General features: G+C 63.8%; 1 pseudogene. It reads right to left on the minus strand.

The features are described 5' to 3' along the window. Nucleotides 1-333 (minus strand): annotated as a pseudogene (locus QN357_RS19320) (rhamnose isomerase); the annotation flags it as partial. Nucleotides 334-400 lie beyond the last annotated feature (67 nt).

Consider the following 400-nt stretch of genomic DNA (forward strand, 5'->3'; position numbering starts at 1 on the left):
CGGGTCGATGTGGGTCAGGCTGCCGAACTTGTAGGCGTCATCCTGGAACGTGTTCGAGTTGACCGTGCCGAGCGCGACGCCGAGGTCTTCGGCGTACTTTCCGAGCGCCGCATAGTCGTCGACCTTGTCCCACGGAATGTGGATCGCGACGCTCGGGGAAAGCGCGGTGAACTTGTTGACCGTTGCGGCATCGGCGATCTTCTCCTGGGGGGTGCGCGGCGTGCCGGGGGTCGAGAAGACCTTGAAGCGGGTGCCCGAGTTGCCGAACGCCCACGACGGGAGCTCGATGGCCTGGCTTTCCAGGAGGCGAAGGGTTTCTGCGGATACCGTCATGGGGTCACTTCTCTGTGGGTATGTCTGTGGATACTGCTGAGGTTGAGCGCGGCGCTGAGCTCGCCGA

Origin of the sequence: Cryobacterium sp. RTC2.1, from assembly GCF_035018685.1 — a bacterium.
GTDB lineage: Bacteria > Actinomycetota > Actinomycetes > Actinomycetales > Microbacteriaceae > Cryobacterium > Cryobacterium glucosi.